The sequence below is a fragment of the Pseudomonas sp. LBUM1648 genome, from assembly GCF_059716145.1.
This window is the reverse complement of record NZ_CP166808.1, coordinates 5,288,475-5,306,187: the sequence shown is the minus strand read 5'-3', so window position 1 is coordinate 5,306,187 and position 17,713 is coordinate 5,288,475. Positions and strand designations below refer to the sequence as shown.

The window sequence follows — 17,713 nt, the reverse complement described above, 5'->3', positions numbered from 1 at the left end:
GATGCTGATTCTATACTTGAGGATCTGCTCGCTTATGGAGCGCTTACGATTAGGCCACTCCGAATAGTGGCCTGGCAAAGTGGCTGGCTTCAGCTTTCCACGTGGCTCTTTATCAGCTTGTAGATAGTGTCATTTGAGAATTGAGTCTTGAACTCTATTTTCACATCTTTACTTATCTGTTTGAAAAGTTGCATGGCGTGTTCGATTTTTCGTTCTTCCTCTTTGCGCAGGGCGTCTTTTCCTTCAACATTTTTTGTTTCGATGATGAAATTCAAGTACTCGTTTTTTGCAGTCTTCACAACGTATGCAAAGTCTGGTGAGTAAGTATAGCCGCCAGCGACTGGGATTTTTATTGAGTTTTTAGGTATTTTTGTGAATACAGTTACGGCCAAGATGTCGTTATCTATCTCTCCCTGTGTTATATTTTCCTTTTCAAGGTTTGAATCATAAAAGACCTTCTCAAAAAGGTAACTGTCGAGCGGTACTGCATAATCGTCCTGATTAAGTCCAAGGTCTGAGCTCAAAACTTCGGGCAAAGGGTGTCCTGCATCGTCGGTAAATTTTGTGGGATAAAAAGTGTTGGAGATTACGTTATATCCAAGTGCAAACTTAGTGAAGGCGTTATTTAAAAGATACTGTTTAAATCCAGATTTTACGCGGCGAATAGTTTGTATGTTCAAATATTCGGTTATGTCGAAAGTGTCTTTTACCGCCGCAAAAGCTTGATGAAGTGTCGACATTTTTATAAAGGATTCTCGAGATAAAATTTCAAGAAATTCCCGGTATGTCATAGTGCTGATTTTAGCCAAGTCATCAGATCCAGTGTGAATCTCCTTAGACATGGCAGTACCGTTATGAACAAAGATTTTCTCAATTCGAGTTTGAATGCTGGTTTTGTTTATACTAAACGTTTCCTCAAGTAGAAACTCTGTTAAACGACTCAGGAATTCATGTTCGTCAGCAATCTTATACTCTAATACAGCTTTTTGATTTATGATTTCCCAAAGTTCCCTTAACTCGGCAAATTTCCCTACACGCATTGGTGTGCGTTTTTTTCCATCACCGGCTATTTTAATTTTTCCTGGACTCAAGGTCGCTGGAAAAGCTTTCGGAAACGAATCGCGAACTTTTGAAAATGCATCAGCGCCAATAAAGTTCTTATTCCCGTCGATAACGCCACTTTTTTTCATCTGAAGCAGAATGTCTAGTTCGTCAAGATCAGGATATTTAGAGTGGATTTTATCTAGAAGTTCCTGTGTGAGTTTTGATGGAGACTCTTCGGTAAAAGAAGTTTTGTTCACTTCTTTTATGAGAGTGTCAACGAAGTCTTTTTCGGTGAAGTCTACATAGTAATTCAGACTGAAAGTGCGGTCTTTCACCCGACACATATATTCGTTAACCGGCAACCGCAGGCCTCGACCTACTTCCTGTAGCTTCGAGGTCGTACTGCCGCTGGATCGCAGTTTGCATATCTGGAATACATTGGGGTTATCCCAGCCCTCACGTAGTGTCCATTTGCTAAAAATAAATCGGCGAGGATTATCTAGAGATAATAGCAGTTCTTTATCGTGAAGGATTTCAGTGATTTCTTGTTCGATTTTCTCATCTTTTTCGCTATTGTCTTTCGAGAAGTAACCGCCGTGGCAGCTACCGACGTCGGCAATGGTCTGCTCCAAATAATTTTTATAGTATGGGTCGGTTTCTTTCGCTAAGAGCGTTTTAGCCTCGGCTAAAACCCAGGCCTCAAATTTATCTTTCAAGCTGCCTGCGATTTTATTCCCATCACGGTAGCCTGCAATATCATCGATAAAAAATAGCGTTAGTGGCTTAATTCTTGGCTTCTGAGTCAGAAACTCACGTTCGATATTGAAGTGCTCTTTGATAGCACGCAGCATCATATTGTCTTCGAGAGACTGATCATAAGAATAAGGGTTAATGGACGACTGCCCCTTGCCGACCTCTAACTCAATCCCATTGCTTAAGACAACCTTCGAGGTGTTTAAAGACTCGATATAAAGATCATGGATTGCACTGTGCGCTTTTGACAGTGATTCACCTTTTGCAATTTTGAATAGCTTCTTGACGCCAAGAGCACGTAGTTCAAAAGTAGCTTCTTTAGCTGTCGATTTCACCAGCTTTAAGTTTGCAGTATCTTCCCCTACTATTTCTTCGATGTAGGCATTGATGCCTTTAACAAGATCATTGTTAAAGGCATCCACAGCTGTAAGCTTGTAGACTAGATTTCGATACTCGTCATTGAACGTCGCACCGTAACGAATAATGTACTGTGCGCCAAATCTCTCTATATTTTCCCAAGTCCTTTTTCCGGGCGGAAATTTATGTGGCTCATCAATGATAATGAACGGTTTTACCGCGCCGATTGCTCCAAAAGGGGTATCAAACTGGTCACCAAATAGTCCAGTGTCATAAGTCTCCGCTAGCGATTTTGAGTTCACCATGCCTGAGTTGATAACAAGAATGTGAAGATTTTTTTTGTTAAAGTTACTGGCTTCTACGAAGTCTCGTATCGCCTGCGGCATGTATGATTTAGAATTCTTGCTGGAGTTCTTTTGGCTTTCAACGACATGAACTTTAAGCTCTCGCTCGTAGTCATCTCTAAAGTGTTCTTTTAAAGCATCGCTTTTGAGAAAATTTATCGTGCCTGCCTTGATGGAGAGAGTGGGGACCACCACAATAAACTTACTGATTCCAAAGCTTTTATTTAAATCATACATGGTCTTGGTATAGGTATAAGTTTTACCAGTGCCCGTCTCCATAGACACGTCAATAACATTGCTGCAATCAAAATTTTTCTTGTTGTGGTCTATCTTATTGTATTCTTGTGTGTTTTTGATGTTTATATAGTACTGCGGTTCTGATATTAGTATTTCAGGATTGGCTAATAGGCGAGTTGCTGGGTCCGAAGGCACGCCCACTTCGCTTCCAGCAAAGACATTTAGAACTGATTCCACACCCACTCTTTGGTGTGGCAGATTTTTTTCGAATGTAAATCCGCTAGACATTAGTTGCGCACCACGACTACTAGTTCCATGGACTTTTTATTTGCGTAGCCCTTTATCGCCTCGTTAAGTTCCATTTGTTTCGCGCTGTCAAAGTTGTTAGCGTAGTAAACGATCTTATTAGGTGTGAACTCTTTTTCATCATCTATTTTTCTCAAAAGTGCAGTGAGCGATTTTGATGAAAAATCAGGCGCGAGCATGTATAAGCGGCCGTCACAGAGGTGCGCGGTGTAACCGGCTAGATCGATATTTTTTATTTCGGTTGTAAGTGCGCTGCCGTCATATAGGCACCATGTAGTGAGCAGCGTTTGATACTGCTCATCTGTAAGTACCGCGTTGTCGAAAAATGATAAATTACTAAGTGTTAACTCTTCGTCATCTTTTGCGCGAAAATCGGGAACTGTTTCGAATATTTTAAAGCTTTGATTTTCGTTAATGTTTCCCGCTCTTTTAAGGCGCTCTTTGGTTAGCTCGAATACAGTTTTATAACCGTGCTTGTAAGCATCTGATTCCAGTTTGAAAGGCTCATCTAGCTGTACAGTAATGAATTTATATTTGGTCTTTTCGTTGTTGTTTAGATTCATCACCGCATGGGCGGTCGTGCCCGAACCAGCGAAAAAATCTAAAATAATACCATCGCCATCACAAGCATAAGAGATTAACTTCTCTAGTAGTTGTGTTGGCTTGGGGTTGGTAAATGCCGTTTTTATATCAGGAAACAAACTTCTGAGTTCGTTAGCCCCTAAGCGACCGTCAAGATCTAAAATGCTCGAGAATTTTTCTTCAAATTCCTCCGCGTAGAGTTTTAGTTCGATGATTTTGTTGTGATCTTTGCCGTATAATATTCTGTCTTGGTCGATTAGTTTTTGCATGGTTGATTCTTTAAATCGATAGCCCATCAACGGTAATTTGCACGCTAATTTGGTTTCCGGGTGGATCACATCATATTTGTAGCCATCTTTACCAGGGTTATGTACGCTTTGGCTTCCAGTATAGATACCGTCTTTATCAATAAATTTGTAACGATCAAGTGGGCCTAATTGAAATTTGTTGGTTTTGAACCATTTGCTGTACTCCGTTTGGAGTTCTTCTTCATTATCGTATTTTTCAATGAGTTTTTTGCCCAAACTAATAAGGCTGTCTTTTGTTTCTGAGATTTTTGTTGTCCACTTCGTCTCTAGCTTGATTTTTTCTTTGGCGAAAGCAACTATGTATTCATGTTCAGTTGCAATATTAGTAGGGTTGTTATCGGTTACGTTTTTCCAAATAACATTTCCCAAGTGATTTTGTTCGCCAAAGACTTCATCACACAAGATTTTTAGTTGGGATAGCTCGTTGTCGTCAAGAGAAATGAATATCACGCCTTCGTCAGCCAGCAACTCTTTTGCGATATAGAGTCTAGGGTAGATGAACGTAAGCCACGCACTGTGACTGCTGGAGCCTTTATCGGTGAATTCTAAGATTCGCTCCGCTTCGTCTAGATCAACGCCTGCTAGTTCACTAAGCTGTTCCTTAGTAAATTTTCTGTCATCTTGATAGCTGAACCCATCTTTACCTGTATTGTAAGGCGGGTCAATGTAGATCATTTTAATTTCTTCGCTATATGCGTTACTCAAGTGTTTGAGAACTTCAAGGTTGTCTCCCTTGATCAGCAAATGTTCACTATTTATGCTCAAGTCTGACGAGTTATGTTCAATGTCGCCCTTAATAAGAGTTTTTGGCGGCAAGTTTGTCAATAGACGAGCGTACGACTTTCCTAGCCAATTCAGCGAGTATGATTCTTTCGAAATCTCCGTCTCAGAGCTTGATACGATCTCCATTAGCTTTTCGCTAATGAAGTTTCCTTTTTTATCGAAGCATTGAGGGAAGTGTTTTTTTAAGATGGCTACCTGCTTGCTACTAACAGTTTCTTTTTGAGCGAAAAGAGTTTCTTGTTCATACTTCATGCTTGATAGCCTACAAAATCTAAAAGTTTTAAGTGCTCGGGGTGGAGGCCTGATCACAAGTAAATGGTGTTTGCAAGTCTAAATGGCCGTTATCATACCCTTTTTTTTTGCATAATCCATTGAGGCTTGTGTGTTATGAGGTCGAGACTAGATTTCCTCGGTTTCTTCCGCCCGCCTGCGGTGGCGACGGCGAGCCTAGTGATGCACAAGGCCCAATGAGCTTGCATTCTCAGATGCTTGCAGCCGCCAGCTGTTAGCTTATATGGCGATGCAGCTGGAGGTTTGCGCTGTTGATCCGAAGTCATCAACCGAGGCTCCACGCTGCATAGCTGATCCCCGCACATGGTGAATACCGCATTTTTTGAGTGTCAAAAAATACCTCGAGCTAGGAACGCACTCAATCCTGGGGAGGGCTGTAGAGGATATGCTGCTCATAGGGTGTGAGGGCGCTAGAAAATTTGTATTACATGTGCTCCGAATCTGATTAAACACGAGCCCAGCGGAGTGGCTGGTGGGGTTCGCATGACCTAAATTTGCTCTTAGATCCATCCTGCTAGTGCCACGTTGGGATGCGGATTACGCCGCGTCGGAGTGACCGAAGTATCCAGGCATCCAGCCTAACTAGATCAGCACCTCGCGATGCGCTGGCTATCACGACGTTCAGTCAGCGTGAATGCTGTGGTATTTTTAATGGTACTTTCTTATTATTTTTTAATAAGTTACTGAAATATATGGATTTTATTTATTAATAGATAATAGAGTGGGAATGATCCCGCTGCACGTCGATGCCTGCATTGAGTGACTGAAAACCCCTGGCCCAGGCCAGGGGTTTTTCGTTTCAAGCGCCTTTGAAATCCTTTCAGGCGGGTAGGCGACTCTGAAGTTTCATGCCGACTTCTATCAGGCGCTGCGATAAAGCCGCGATATCCGGAAACAATATCCCACTGATTCGCGGCATGGACTGAAGCCAGATGTAAGCCTGGCCGTCCAGTGTCCGATTCACCGGTATTCGAACAATGTTGCCTGTGCTGTTACGGCGCACGAGCATGTAATCGTTTTGCGACTTTTCAAACAGGTAAGCGCCATTGCGATGCAGCAGGCGACCCAGCGTTTCCTCAGTCCATATCACCGCAGGCGCGTCGATTTGCAGGCGCAGGTCAGCGTAGAGGTAGTCGAACGAGTCGCGGGTCGATGCACCATTGTCAAAAGGGCCGCGAGCTACCTTGAGTCCCGGGTCGATGCTGACGCCTGGATTTTCCGAGGCAAAGGCTTCTTCAATCCTTAAGCCGATGCCGCCTTTAAGTTCGCTGATTCCTGGCAGGCCTCTGAAATTATTGGTGTTCTGTGCATCGATCAGGGCAATCCATTTACCCGGTCGATTGAGGAGTGCGTCGCCCCACATGATCCGGGACATCAGATGAGCGCGCATCATTTGCTCTTCAATCGACGTGAGCGGCACCCTGATTTTGCTACTCGCCGCGCACCCAAGGCCTTGGACGCGCACGCCATTGGCCTGGGCGGTCTTCACCAGTTCCAGGATGTTGTACACCTCGTTCGGATCGGTTCCGAGGCTGGTCAGGTAAATCCGCAGATCCTCGGACATCTGTCCTGTGGTGTAGAAACTGTTCAGATCAACCTGGGCAAAATCATTCAGCAACTCACCCACGTAGAGCGTCGTGGCGTGTCGTGCAAGCGCGGGCATGTTTTCGATCATGAAACGCATGCTGGTGATGCGATCAAGGGTTTCTCCCACTGCCAGGCCAACCGTTTTTTCAAAGAGGCGATCAATGAGTTCATCGGTCGACATCGAGTGACTGACTTCGGGCAGTGCCGGACGTGCAGGCAGGTTGGTCCAATCCAGCTCTGAGTAATACTCTTTGGCCTGGTTCAGGAGTTGTGTGCGTTTTTGGCTGAAATGCAGCGCAACCTGATCATTGAAAGATGGATGTCTGGCCGTGCTCGCCACATCAGCGGAATCATCAGGGAGGTTCATCGCCCACTTTCTCAGCCTGACCTTGTCCAGGCTTCCAGTATCGGCGAGGGTGGTAACCAGGCGCAGTGGGCGGGCAGTCGGTGGCACCGGTTCGACCAGTGGCAGATCCGGCGATGACGTTGATGTAGAGGTAAACGAGGTCCCTTGAGTCTTCGGCGTGCATCCCTTGCCAATGCACTGACCGCCCCCTCTGAGACGCAGCGCAGGCATGCGCTCCCACTTGCCGGCAGCATTGAAGCGAACCGGCAACGAATAAGCGAACTGGTTGGGGTGTTGAGGGTCGACGATGGCCCAGTTGCCACTGCTCTCGGAGGCGTCGAAGTAGCGCACGTAGTACGCGCTGCCATCGATATCGATCGCATAGGGGTGGGCGTTATCGAGGCGGTAGATGCCTTGAAACTTTCCTGGCTCGGTTTCTGCGTAATAGCGATCAAGCAACTCGTTGCACTGATACCGGACAGGCACCTTCGGCGCAGACGGGCGTCGCGGCAGGGGCGCGGTGGGTGTGACCTCGACGGGAATTTCGTTTGCCATCTCGTCTGCCTCTTCGTCAGCGATCACCAACGACGCCTGATCGCGCGGTGGCAGGAAGGGCTCGTTCGCCGAGGTGAACTCAATCAGCCCGGCCATTTCTTCAGCTTCGGCAAATTCGACTTGCGGGCCCACCTCCAGATACGCGCCGGTGCCGATCAAAAACGGAACGTTGAACACTACTTCGATGCCGTTGAGCACCGCGCCAAGGGTGCCGGTCTTGCGCTCGGCAGCTGTCCTGCCGTTGACTGCAAGATCGATGTTCAGCCCCATATTGGCGATGCCGGCGCCAATCACCGGCAATGCCAGCGGCCAGCCGACGGTTGCCATTGGGCCGAATACTTTCAGACCCGCGCTCAAGTACCCTATCCAGAGTTTTTTGCGCAGATCACTGTTGGAGGTCAATGCCAGATTTGCCTCGGCTAACATGGCGCTACGAGTCGAATCGCTTAACCAGGTGAATGCGTCACCGCTGATCGCGACGTTGCTGTGGTTGATCATCCGGTGATCGCTGTGTCCCCAACTGCTCACCAGACGGGTCATCAGATCATTCAGTTTTTCGCTCATCTGATTGCGGTCAGTCAGCGAAAAGCGGTTCATGAAAACCTTGCGCTTATCCTCGGTGTTCATCTGTTCAAGCATCCACCAGTGCAGATCCGCTTCATCTTCCATCAACCGAAAGGGTTGAGCTTCGCCGGGTAGGTAGAGGGTTTGCCGGCCATTGTCCTCAACCAGACGCAGCACTTGGGTGGCGACATGACCATCGAGATCCAACACGCGCACATCACCACTCACCGGGTACGTGGCTTGTAGCATTTGAAGGGTGACGGGCCAGGTAATGGGCCCTGTCACCGAGTTGATTACGCGCTGAAAATCAGTGCCGTCAAGTTGACCTTTTTGCAGCGCCTGTACCGCCAGGCTGAGGAAGTTGCACTTGGCCAGCGTCCGGAAATCGTTCCACGAGGACTGCCAGAAAGTGGTCAGCTGATGGGTATAAAGCGTGCTGAAATCGATGTTCCAGAATGCATTCAGAACATCGCTACCCAGCAGCCGCACTTCATTATTCTGATTGAAGTTTTCAGCTTGCGGCCCGTCCGAGTAGAAGCCGCAGTACAGGCCCAGCAGATCGGCATTGTCCTGATCGGTGGCGCGAAAGCGGTGGATCACCAGTTGTGTGAGGGTCAACGATTCATAAGGCTTTTCCAGCAGGTGTTCCCAACCGGTAAACGTCAGATTGCTGCTCTGCGCTGCCCTGAATCTGTGGAAATAGATAAGGTCCGGATCGATGTCCGACAGTCCTTTGTCGATCAGCAGTTGAAGGGCGATCTCACGGGCCGCCTCCAACAGGCTGGGACATGTGTGTACGAGTGTTGTAGCGATTGCCTTGAGGCTGGCCTTGTCTGCTGCGTTCGGCAACAGGCGGCGTTCGGGGGCGTTCATGCACTTCTCCATCCATGGGGAAAACGAAGATCGAGCATGATCGATCTGCTCAGGGGGGATGCATTACATATGTATTGCTTATCGCAAGGCCGAGGGGTGGAATGATCCCGCTGCACTTCGATGTGCGTATTGCGTGACTGAAAACCCCTGGCACACGACAGGGGCTTTTCGTTTCTGGCTCGGCCGTTAATCCGGGAGGCGGCTTTGTAAGGTCAGGCCCATTTCGATCAATCGATTAGACATGGCCTCGATGCTGGCGAACCGGACATCGTTCACTTGTGGCCATGACGGGCGGTGCAAAGAAACGCCTCCGTCCGCCAGTAGAACCACGCGCGTTCGCACGAGTATGCCCTGCTTGCTACGGTGCACCACGGTGTAGGTGTCTGCAATTTTGTTGATGATGAACATGCCACGTCTGTGCAATAAGTTTTCTAACGCATCCTCCGTCCAGTTCATTGGTTCGGCTGGCATTCGCACGCGCAAATCAGCACGAAGAACATCATGATTGCCCTGTGCGGCAGCACCGTTTGGAAATGAACCTCGACGCACTTCGATACCCGGATCAACGTCGATATCCATGATCGTTCCCACTCCAACTTCCTCGATCCGCACACCGATGCCGCCCTTTATTTCGCTGATACCGGCAAGGCCTCTGAGCGTGTTGGTGTTTTGCGCACCGATCAGCACGATCCACTTTTTCGGGCTGTTGAGGTAGGTGTCGCCCGTCATGATGTCGCTCGCCAGGTAGGTGCCGATCATTTGCTCGTCATAGAGCGAGAGGGGCGTCTTCATTTTGTAGCTCGCGGCGCAATCGATGCCCTGGATTCGAACACCATTTTCCCTGGCCACCTTGACCAGCTCCAATGCATTGAAGCGCCCCGCCGGATCGGTGCCCAGGCTGGTCAGGTAGGTTTGCAGATCTGCCGACAGGGTCCCAGTCGTGAAGTAGCGGTTCAGCTCCACTTGAGCGAAGTCACTCAGTACCCCGCGCATGTAGAGGGTTTTTGCGTGTCTGGCCAGTGCCGGCATGTTCTCGATCATGAAGCGCATGCTGGCAATGCGATCCAGGGTCTCACCCACCACCAGTCCGGAGGCTGATTCAAAGATGCGATCCAAGAGCTCGGAAATTTCCATCTGCGCCCTGATTTCTGGCAGTGGCGGACGGGAAGGAGGGGTGATCCACGGAAGGTTGCTGAAGAATTTTCTCGCGGCGGCATGCAGCAATTTGCGCTTGCTGACTGCATACAGCTCAAAGGGGTCGGACATGCCGAAAGCGCCGTCGGCATTTGGCTCCAGTTGGGCGTGGGTTTCGTTCAGGTTCAAGGCCCAGCCTTTGATCGAACGGCGCACCGTCGGCTCGATATCGTAGGCAGAGGTCACGATGCGCACTGGGCGTAATACCGTATAAGGTGATTCGACCTCCGATTGAATCGCCGCTTCGGGCGCTGGCGGTTCATAGGTTTCGAGGGCGATATCGGGGGCGCACGGTTTTCCCACGCATTGACCGCCGCCGGATAGACGTAGCGCTTGCATCCGCTCCCAGGCACCTTCGGCATTCAGCCGCACCGGCAATGAATGAACAAACTGATTGGGACGCTCTGGATCGACGATAGCCCAATAACCGCCGTCGCCTGGTTCGCCGAAATAACGCACGTAGTACGGATTGTCATTCATCAGGATGGCGAAAGGCGGGTCGGTATCAAGTCGAAAGATACCCTGAAACTGTCCGGGATCACTTTGCACGTCCAGCCCGTCGAGCAATTCGTTGCACATGTATTTGTCTGGAATGGGTGGTGGTGCGGCGCTGTCAGCCGGGGGCAACCGTGGGGGCTCAATAGCCGGGGGGATCACTTCGGGCTCACCGGCAACCCTTGCCGGCGCCTCATCAGCGAGCGAATCCCCTGGCTCCAATGCCGCGGCAGACTCGTTGAGCTCCGCCATCTCTGTCGCTTCGGCCGCGTCCACCGCACCACCAGCCTCCAGCATCGAGCCGGTACCTTTGAGAAAGGGCACGTTGAACAGCGCATCAATGCCGCTCAGCACGGCGCCAACCACGCCGGCCTTGCGCTCCCCAGCGGTTTTGGCGTTGACTGCCTGGTCGATGTTCAGCCCCATGTTGGCGATGCTGGCGCCTATCACTGGCAGCGCGACTGGCCAGCCGACGGCGGCCATCGGGCCAAGCACTTTGAGGCCTGCGCTCAAGTAACCGATCCACAGTTTTTTGCGCAGATCAGCATTGGACGTCAGGCTGAGGCTGGCTTCGGCAAACATTGAGCGGCGGGTTGAGTCACACAACCAACTGAACGCGTCGCCAGTGATCTTTAGTTTGCTCTGATTGATCAGATGATGGTCGGAGCGGCCCCAGGTGCTCACCAGCCGATTCATCAAATCGGTGATGTTCTCCCTCACCTGCTGGCTTTCGGCAAGTGAATAGTGATTGAGCAAGGACTCGCGGCGGATCTCCTCGTTCATCTGCTCAAGCACCCACCAGTGCATATCCGCCAGCGTTTCGTTCACGACAAATGATTGCGCTTCACCCGGCAGATAGACGATTTGCCGACCCGTGGGGGAGATGAAGCACAGGAGGTTGGTGGAGGCATGCCCAGCGATATCGAGCGCGCGCACATCAACGGTTACTGAGTGACTCGATTGCAGCATGGACAGGGTCACCGGCCAGGTGACAGGCCCGATGACTGCGCCGACGATCCATAGGTAATCGCTGGCGGTCAGTTGCTTGAGTTCCAGTGCCTGCACCGCCCGGCTGAGGAAATTGCACTTGGCCAACGTACGAAAATTATCGGCGTGTGTGTTCCAGAAAGTCGTCAGCTTGTCGTTGTATCGCGTGCTGAAGTCGATGCCCCAGAAGGCGTTGAGCACCTCGTTGCCGCGCAGGTGACATTCATTGTTCTGGTCGAAATTTTCGGTCTCGGGGCCGTCCGTGTAGAAACCGGCGTAGAGGTCCAGCAGGTCGGCGTTGTCCTGGTCGGTGGCACGAAAGCGATGAATCACCAGTTGCGTGAGAGTCATCGATTCGTAGGGCTTTTCGCGGATGTGCTCCCAACCGGTAAACGCCTTGGTACTGCTTTGTGCAGATCTGAACCGATGGAAATAAACCCGGTCCGGATCGAACCTCGTCAGGCCCTTACGTTCCAGCAACTGGCGAGCGACTTGATGTGCCTCGTCGTGAAGGCTGGGGCACATTTGTACGACAGCCGCAGCGATGGTTTTGAGGGACGCTTTGTCTGCCGCATTCGGCAGAGGACGCTGTTCAGGCGAATTCATGCTTTCTCCATCCTTGAGAAATGAAGGCCGAGCATGGCCGATTCGCTCAAGTGGAGTGCACTACATGGATACCGCACATTACCGAGGCAAACGTGCTGCGGTCAGCGGCGAGCCACGTCGGAGAAGTAGAACTTGTCCAGGGTGTGCCGGGATTCGGTGTACTCGAACTGCCGTCCGTCCTGAAGGAACGTCTGGTTGCTGACCACGATCACGTGGCTCTGTCCGTCAAGATCCAGATGTGACTGGTCATCCTTGCTGCGTGGCTGCGCTTCGATGGTCCGTTGGGCGTAAGCGATCTGCAGCTGCAGGGTCTGTTCGATATAGGCGTAGATCGATTGCTCGGCGATATCGAGGGACAGGCCGGGAATGACTTCGCTGACAAAGTGGTTGATGTCGAGAATGACCCGTTTGCCGTCGATCCGCCGCACGCGTTTGACCCGGGTTATCAGGCAGCCGGGCTCGGCCTTGATGTGCTCGAGAAGGGGGCCTTCGAGCGGAATCTGCGACAACTCGACGACTTCAGTGCTGACGTCGTTGCCCAGCCGCGGATAGGTTTCCTGGAAACTGACGATGCCACCGAGTTGAAACTCGATCGGATTGGTCGACAGGACGAACGTGCCTTTGCCATGGACTTTCTGGGCGAAACCGCGCTCCTGAAGCAGTTCGATGGCCTTGCGTACGGTGCCGCGGCTGGCCTGATAGCTGTCCATCAATTCGGTTTCCGACGGCAGGCGGGCGCCGCGCTCCAGGCGTTCGGTCGTAATGCTGGCCAGCAGATCGCTATAGATCTGGTTGTATTTACTCATGGAGGGGCTCGATGCCGGCTGTGCTCAAAGCTTCGAACCTTAAGGGCAGGGTAGGGCTTTGTCCATGTAGGGATTGGAAATCGACTAAGGGCACGGTAGGAAATTTCTCCGCTGGTCCGGCAAAAACATACAAAAACAAACTCGTCTGTACGAGTTGTTGCATTAACTCGTACAGACGAGTACTTTTCGCTTCGGCGTGCTGCCAATAACAACAATCCACAGCGGAAGAACTAGCATGAGCCACGACTATCCGAACATCGCCAGGGAACTGCTGCAAAGCCTTGGCGGCAGCGACAACCTCGAGCAGGCCGCGCATTGCGTCACGCGGTTGCGACTGGCCCTGAAGAATCCCGGTCTGGTCGACAGCGCCACGCTCAACCAGATCGATCTGGTCAAAGGCTCGTTCTTCACGGGTGGCCTGTATCAAGTGGTGATCGGTCCGGGCGAAGTAGAAAAGGTCTACGCCGAATTGCGCCGCCAGACCGGTCTCGCCGCATCGACCATCGCCGACGTCAAACAGAAAAGCGCCGAGAAGATCAACGCCATGCAGCGTCTGGTGCGGGTGTTTTCCGATGTGTTCATGCCGATCCTTCCCGCGCTGATCATTGCCGGCCTGCTGATGGGTATCAACAACCTGATCGGCGCGAAGGGCATGTTCATCGACGGGCAGACCCTGCTGGATGCCTACCCGAAACTCGACGGGCTCTGGAGCCTGATCAACCTGATGGCCAACACCTCTTTCGTATTTCTGCCGGCGCTGGTGGGCTGGTCGGCAGCCAAGCGCTTTGGTGGCAGTGAAATCCTTGGCATCGTGCTCGGCCTGATGCTGGTTCACCCGGATCTTCTCAATGCCTGGAACTACGGCAAGGCCGTGGCCGGGCTGGACGGCCAGCAGCTGCCGTACTTCGACATCCTCGGGCTGTTCCAGATCGAGAAGGTTGGTTACCAAGGGCAGATTCTGCCGATTCTGCTGGCGGCGTATGTCATGAGCGTCATTGAAAAATGGCTGCGGGCACGGGTGCCGAACGCGGTGCAACTGCTGGTGGTGCCGATCACCACCATCGTGGTCACCGGTGTGCTGGCGCTGGCGGTGATCGGCCCGGTAACCCGCCACATCGGCATCTACATCACCGAAGGTGTGGTCATGTTGTTTGATCTGGCGCCGATGGTCGGCGGGGCGATTTTCGGCCTGCTGTATGCGCCGCTGGTCATCACCGGCATGCACCACATGTTCCTGGCGGTCGATCTGCAGTTGATCTCGACCCAGGGCGGCACCTTTATCTGGCCGATGATCGTCATGTCCAACCTCGCGCAGGGCAGTGCTGCGTTAGCGGTGTTCTATATGACGCGCAATGCGCGGGATAAAAGCATGGCTTCGACCTCGGCCATTTCCGCGTATTTCGGCATCACTGAACCGGCCATGTTCGGCGTCAATCTGCGCTACAAGTTTCCGTTCTATGCCGCGCTGACCGGTTCGGCGCTGGGCTGCATCTTCCTGTCACTGAACAAGGTTCAGGCCTCGGCCATCGGCGTCGGTGGCCTGCCCGGTTTCATCTCGATCATCCCGCAGTTCATCCCGATGTTTGTGTTCGGGATGGTCATCGCCATGGTGGTGCCATTCGTTCTGACCTGTGCACTGAGCATGAAGATTGTCCGGCCTGGATATCGGGTTGCCTGACGCGTCCACTTATTGAAGGAGTCCTGCCATGCAAGACTGGCAACGTTCGGTGATCTACCAGATCTACCCGAAGAGTTTTCACAGCCACGCCGGCAACCCGACAGGGGATTTGCTCGGTGTTGTGGCCAAGCTCGATTATCTGCAATGGCTGGGTGTCGAGTACTTGTGGATCACGCCGTTCCTGCGCTCGCCCCAACGTGACAACGGTTACGACATCAGCGATTACTACGCGATCGACCCGAGTTACGGCAGCATGGCCGACTGTGAGTTGCTGATCGCCGAAGCCGGCAAGCGCGGTATCAAGTTGATGCTCGATATCGTGGTCAACCACACCTCGATCGAGCACGTCTGGTTCCAGCAGGCGCGCAGCAGCCTCGACAATCCCTACCGCGACTTCTATATCTGGCGCGATCAGCCGAACAACTGGGAATCCAAGTTCGGCGGCTCTGCCTGGGAGTACGAGGCCCAGACCGGCCAATACTTCCTGCACCTGTTCGATCACACCCAGGCCGACCTGAATTGGGACAACCCCAAGGTGCGCGCCGAAGTCTTCAAGATGATGCGCTTCTGGCGGGACAAGGGGGTGGGTGGTTTCCGTCTGGATGTCATCAACCTGATCTCCAAGCCTGCGGATTTTCCCGAAGACGACAGCGACGGTCGACGCTTTTACACCGACGGTCCGAACGTCCATGAATACTTGCAGCAGATGCACCGCGAAGTCTTCGAAGGGCACGACCTGATCAACGTCGGCGAGATGTCATCGACCCGCCTCGAACACTGCATTCGCTATTCGAATCCGCAATCGAAAGAGTTGTCGATGACGTTCAACTTTCATCATTTGAAAGTTGATTACCCGAACCTGCAAAAGTGGGTACGTGCCGATTTCGATTTTCTGCAGCTCAAGCAGATTCTGTCCGACTGGCAGACCGGCATGCAGGCCGGTGGTGGCTGGAATGCGCTGTTCTGGTGTAACCACGATCAGCCACGGGTGGTCTCACGCTTCGGTGACGACGGCGAGTATCGGGAGATCTCGGCAAAGATGCTCGGCACCGCGCTGCACTTCCTGCAGGGCACGCCGTTCGTGTATCAGGGCGAAGAGCTGGGGATGACCAACCCAGGGTTTGAGCATATCGATCAGTACCGTGATGTCGAAACGCTTAACATCTTCCGGCTCAAGCGCGACGCCGGTAGCAGCGACGCCGACAACATGGCGGCGATCATGCAGAAGTCCCGGGACAACGGGCGTACGCCGATGCACTGGAACGCTGAACCAAATGGCGGTTTCAGTCGTGGCGAGCCGTGGATCGGAGTGCCGGCCAATGTTGCGCAGATCAACGTTGCCAACCAGCTCGACGACCCGCAATCGGTGCTGCATCACTACCGCCGTTTGATCGCGTTACGGCGCACGGAAACGTTGATTTCCGACGGTGTCTATCGACAGTTGTTGCCCGAGCACAAGCAAGTCTGGGCTTACCTTCGCGAAGGAAGGGGCGAGCGCCTGCTGGTGGTGAACAACTTCTATGGCACGCCGTGTGAGATCGAATTGCCGCCCGTGATCGACGAGACGCAGAGCCAGCGGTTGCTGATCAGCAACTACCCGGACTGCCCGCGGCGCAAGCGACAGTTGACGTTGCGACCTTACGAATCGTTCGTCCTGCACCTGATCGATCACTGATACCTAACTAAAAAGCCGACGTTTAAAAAACACGCAGAGCCCTGCGCGGGGGAGTTTTGCGCGCCGAATTCATGCAAACACACAATAAAAATAATGGGGTGGCTTATGAAAACAACAATAAATCGCAGCCTTGCAGTTGCAGGTATTTGCCTTGCGTTACCACAGATTTCACAAGCGCTGGAGTTCGGTGGTTACTTGCGCAGCGGTGTCGGCAACTCGACCAAGGGCGGTGGCCAATCGTGTTTCCAGTTACCGGGGGCGCAGACCAAATACCGTTTGGGCAACGAATGCGAACAGTACGGCGAGCTTGAGCTGCGCCAGGATTTGTACACCCTCGACGACGGCTCGGTGCTCAGCGTCGATGGCATGGCCTCGCTGTACAACCGCTACAACCGCAGCCCCACGTTCAACGAGGATAACGGCTCGATTCGCCTGCCACAGGCCTACGCACAATGGTCGAACATGCCCGCGCTCAATGGCGGTTCGCTGTGGGCCGGGCGCCGCTACTACAAGCGTAATGACATCCACATTTCCGACTTCTACTACTGGAACCAGAGCGCCACGGGCGGCGGTGTCGAGGACGTGCTGATCGGCGACCTGAAATACAGCTACGCCTTTTCGCGCAAGGACAACCTGTACCAGAAGGACTACATCAACCGTCACGACTTCAACGCGGCCGGTTTCAATACCAACCCGGGCGGTGAGCTTGAGTTCGGCTTGAGCTACATCGACAAACCCGACAGCCGCGATGCCCACCGTGGCTGGGCGATCACCACCCAGCATGTGCAAAAGGATTTTCTCGGCGGCAAGAACAAACTGGCCCTGCAATACGGTGAGGGGCCGGGTACCGGACTCGGCTATACCGGCAACGTCAAACTGGACGACAGCAACAAAAGTTATCGGGTCGTGGAGTTTTTTGACTGGCAGGTGACACCGCGCTTTGGCGGACAATTCGAGGCGGTGTATCAGAAGGACATTCGCCCGGACGGTGCTGATCAGAACTGGATGTCACTGGGCGTTCGCCCGGCCTATGCGCTCACCGAACAATTCAAACTGGTGACCGAGCTGGGTCATGATCAAGTCGAAGCCCCTGGCGGTACGCGCAAACTGAGCAAGTTTACGATTGCCCCGACGTGGTCTCCCAAAGGCCCTGAATTCTGGGCGCGCCCCGAGGTGCGTCTGTATTACACCTATGCCACCTGGAACGAGGCGGCCAAACGGGCGGCCAACGAACTGGCCAAAGGCTCGGCGCTATCGGACACCGGCGCCTTTGGCACCGCACGCCACGGGGCGAACGTCGGATTGCAGGTCGAATACTGGTGGAAATAAGCGATGCTGGTGG

At 52.2% G+C, this 17,713-nt stretch carries 8 protein-coding genes; 3 read left to right on the top strand and 5 right to left on the bottom strand.

Annotated elements, in window-relative coordinates; all coding sequences use genetic code 11:
* Nucleotides 1–89: 89 nt before the first annotated feature.
* The 5 genes from ACA043_RS23935 to treR all read right to left on the bottom strand — a co-directional run bounded on the left by ACA043_RS23935 (nt 90) and on the right by treR (nt 13,018).
* Entirely contained in the window at nt 90–3,023 is a 2,934-nt protein-coding gene (locus ACA043_RS23935) for a type III restriction-modification system endonuclease (protein WP_497658044.1), read from the bottom strand.
* A complete protein-coding gene (locus tag ACA043_RS23930; protein ID WP_497658043.1) occupies nt 3,023–4,966 on the bottom strand; it encodes a site-specific DNA-methyltransferase in 1,944 nt (647 codons plus the stop codon). The genes ACA043_RS23935 and ACA043_RS23930 overlap by 1 nt, the downstream gene beginning before the upstream one ends.
* An 859-nt stretch (nt 4,967–5,825) precedes the next feature.
* Nucleotides 5,826–8,930: a membrane-targeted effector domain-containing toxin gene (locus tag ACA043_RS23925; protein ID WP_497658042.1), complete on the bottom strand. Its 3,105-nt coding sequence runs from the start codon at nt 8,928–8,930 to the stop codon at nt 5,826–5,828.
* Between the two features lie 186 nt (nt 8,931–9,116).
* Nucleotides 9,117–12,212: a membrane-targeted effector domain-containing toxin gene (locus ACA043_RS23920; protein WP_497658041.1), complete on the bottom strand. Its 3,096-nt coding sequence runs from the start codon at nt 12,210–12,212 to the stop codon at nt 9,117–9,119.
* A 101-nt stretch (nt 12,213–12,313) separates the two neighbouring features.
* Nucleotides 12,314–13,018, bottom strand: coding sequence for a trehalose operon repressor (treR, locus tag ACA043_RS23915; protein WP_489878783.1), 705 nt, complete (start codon nt 13,016–13,018; stop codon nt 12,314–12,316).
* Nucleotides 13,019–13,253: 235 nt separating this feature from the next.
* Here treR and treP point away from each other — a divergent pair, with 235 nt between their 5' ends.
* From treP to ACA043_RS23900, 3 genes are all read left to right on the top strand, one after another.
* Nucleotides 13,254–14,696, top strand: coding sequence for a PTS system trehalose-specific EIIBC component (gene treP, locus ACA043_RS23910; protein ID WP_497615300.1), 1,443 nt, complete (start codon nt 13,254–13,256; stop codon nt 14,694–14,696).
* Nucleotides 14,697–14,724: 28 nt separating this feature from the next.
* Nucleotides 14,725–16,371 (top strand): alpha,alpha-phosphotrehalase, encoded by a 1,647-nt coding sequence (gene treC, locus ACA043_RS23905; RefSeq protein WP_401266366.1) that lies wholly within the window; start codon nt 14,725–14,727, stop codon nt 16,369–16,371.
* Nucleotides 16,372–16,476: 105 nt separating this feature from the next.
* Nucleotides 16,477–17,700 carry a maltoporin gene (locus ACA043_RS23900; RefSeq protein ID WP_497658040.1) on the top strand — a complete coding sequence of 408 codons (1,224 nt, stop codon included), beginning with the start codon at nt 16,477–16,479 and terminating at the stop codon, nt 17,698–17,700.
* The last annotated feature ends 13 nt before the right edge of the window (nt 17,701–17,713 follow it).